The sequence below is a fragment of the uncultured Methanobrevibacter sp. genome (assembly GCF_937906425.1).
Classification (GTDB): domain Archaea; phylum Methanobacteriota; class Methanobacteria; order Methanobacteriales; family Methanobacteriaceae; genus Methanobrevibacter.
Window position 1 is genome coordinate 1 of sequence record NZ_CALCYR010000239.1, and the last position, 2,611, is coordinate 2,611.

Genomic DNA, 2,611 nt, shown 5'->3' on the forward strand with positions numbered 1-2,611 from the left:
TTCAGACGTGTGCTCTTCCGATCTATAATTAAATAATAATAAATCAAGTATAAACTTATGCTAAAATAAGAATAAAATAAAATAAAATAAAATTTAATAATATAAAATAAGTATAAACTTATGATAAAATAATTAATGATAATTAATAAAATAATTATAAAATTAAGATAAACTAATGATTTAAAAAGTAAATTTAGGTGATATGATGCAAATATTGTCAAATATGGAAGATCAGGATAAATTGCTCACTAATTCTCCTTTAGATGAATTATTGGACGGAGGTATTGACAAAAGAACCATAACTCAAATTTATGGCCCTCCAGGTTCTGGAAAAACAAATATCTCATTAAATGTTGCCATAAATGTTGCAAAGTCTGGTAAAAAGGTTATTTATGTTGATACTGAAGGCGGAATATCCATTGACAGAATTAAACAGTTGGCTGGAGATGATTTTGAACAGATAGCTAAAAACATTGTTGTTTTTGAACCTACATCATTTCATGAACAGGAAGAGGACTTGTCATTGATTGAATCATGGTTAAGTTCAAAATCCCAGGAAGTGGAATTGATTGTTTTGGATTCTGCAGTTGCATTATTCCGTGTTGAGGAGGATAAGGCAAGATCAAATAATTTGGGAAAACAAATGGGCAAGCTTTCTCATTTGGCCAGAACCTATGATTTGGCGGTTTTGGTAACAAATCAGATTTATGCTTCATTTGATGAAAAAAGTGATGAAATGTCTCCAGTTGGCGGAACCATTTTACAATACTGGAGTAAAGTTGTTATTGAACTTAAAAGAGAAAGTGATTCCAATCAAAGAATTGCTCTTTTAAAAAGGCATAAATCAAGAAGAGAAGGCTTGGCAGTTCATTTCTTGATTACTAATAATGGAATAGAATAGTTTTATTAAATTTATTCTTTATTTATACTTTATTTCTTTATTTATTCTTTATTTATTCTTTAAATTATTTTTAAAATTATTCTAAAATTCCTTTTTGATTTTAAAGTTTTTACAACTTTTTTAATTATTTTTATTTCTATTTTTTTTAAATAATTTTATTTTCTATTTTTTTAAATATTTTTTTAATTATTTTTTAAATTATTTTTATAATGATTTGAGTAATTTAATTTCCTTTTTTTATTATTGTCTTAGGTTTTTTATTATTTTTATTCTGAATTTCTCAATTATTCCCTAATTTTATAAATAATTTTATATGTTAATAAGAACACATATTATAATGTTGTATGTTTATTTAACATTTACTAATTCTAACATATTAAAACTAACTTTTACTTAAATTAAAATGTAATATTTTTAAAAATATACGGATTTGTGATAAGATGATCCAAAAGAAGAAATATGCAAAAGCAGCAAAAATTATTCCAGAAGGTTATGAATCTGCTAATAAATTTTTTGAATCTGTTTTTGAAGATAAAGAAATGATTTGGATGGGTCAAAATACAAATGAGTTACATATTGGTCACAATCAAAAGGTACATGATGCAATGATTGAATGTATTGAAAGTGATGAATATAACAAGTACCCACCTCCAGAAGGATTTACAGAACTACAGTCTTTAATTTTAAAAGACTTGGAATTGGAAGATTTAAGCATTTACATTAATGCAGGTGCAACAGAATCTTTATACCTAGCCATGAATGCTGTATTGTCTAAAGGAGATAATGTAATCACTCCAGATCCTGGTTATCTTATTATTGATAATTTTGCAAGTAGATTTGCAAGTGAAGTTAGGGATATTCCTATTTACAGTGAGGAAAATCAGTATAAATTAACTCCTAAGCTTGTTCGTGAGAATATGGATGAGAATACCAAGGTCATTCTTTTGATTGACCCATTAAATCCATTGGGAAGTTCCTATACTGAAGATGAAATCAAGGAATTCGCTGAAATAGCTATTGAAAACAATCTGTTCCTATTGCATGATGTAACCTATAGGGACTTTGCACAGGAGCATACTCTCGCTGCAAAATACGCTCCGGATAATACAATTACAACTTACAGTTTCTCAAAAATCTTTGGAATGGCCGGTCTTAGACTTGGTGCTATTGTTTCATCCCAAGAGGTTATTGATGTCGTTAAAAGCATTATCATTAATGATGTAGGAACCAGTATGGTTGCTCAAGCTGGAGCAATGGCTGCATTGAAAACCAAGGATGAATGGATTGAAAGAGTTAATAAAACTACTTTTGAAAACCAAAAAATCATTAAGGAAGCAGTTGATGAGTGTGAAGGTGTATTTTTACCTGTATATCCATCCAGTGCAAATATGATGGCCATTGACTTGTCAGGAGCGGGAATAGATCCTGAAGACATGTCTCAATATTTGATTGATAGAAAGGTCTTTACTAGACAAGGTTCATATACTAGTACAAGATTTGGAAACAATTATTTGAGAGTAAGTTATTCCATTTCACCTGAAAAGGTAAAAGTCTTTGCTCGTGAGTTTAAATTGGCTGTTGAAGCCTTAAGAACTAAATAAATATTTTTATTTATTTTTACTATTTTTTATTTATTTTAATTTATTTTAATTTATTTTAATTTATTTTAATTTATTTTAATTTAATTTAATTTTTATTTACTATTTTAAT

Annotated in this window: 2 protein-coding genes; both read left to right on the plus strand. The window is 27.5% G+C overall.

What is annotated here, in order from left to right:
- Positions 1-205: 205 nt before the first annotated feature.
- Complete coding sequence (radB, locus tag Q0138_RS06920; protein WP_297982511.1) at positions 206-901, plus strand: DNA repair and recombination protein RadB; 696 nt, start codon at positions 206-208, stop codon at positions 899-901.
- Between the two features lie 440 nt (positions 902-1,341).
- Positions 1,342-2,502, plus strand: a complete 1,161-nt coding sequence (locus tag Q0138_RS06925) for a pyridoxal phosphate-dependent aminotransferase (protein WP_297982514.1) — start codon at positions 1,342-1,344, stop codon at positions 2,500-2,502.
- The last annotated feature ends 109 nt before the right edge of the window (positions 2,503-2,611 follow it).

Coding starts and splice junctions, on each gene's coding strand:
- radB (WP_297982511.1), top strand. CDS start 206: ATGCAAATATTGTCAAATATGGAAGATCAGGATAAATTGCTCACTAAT.
- Q0138_RS06925 (WP_297982514.1), top strand. CDS start 1,342: ATGATCCAAAAGAAGAAATATGCAAAAGCAGCAAAAATTATTCCAGAA.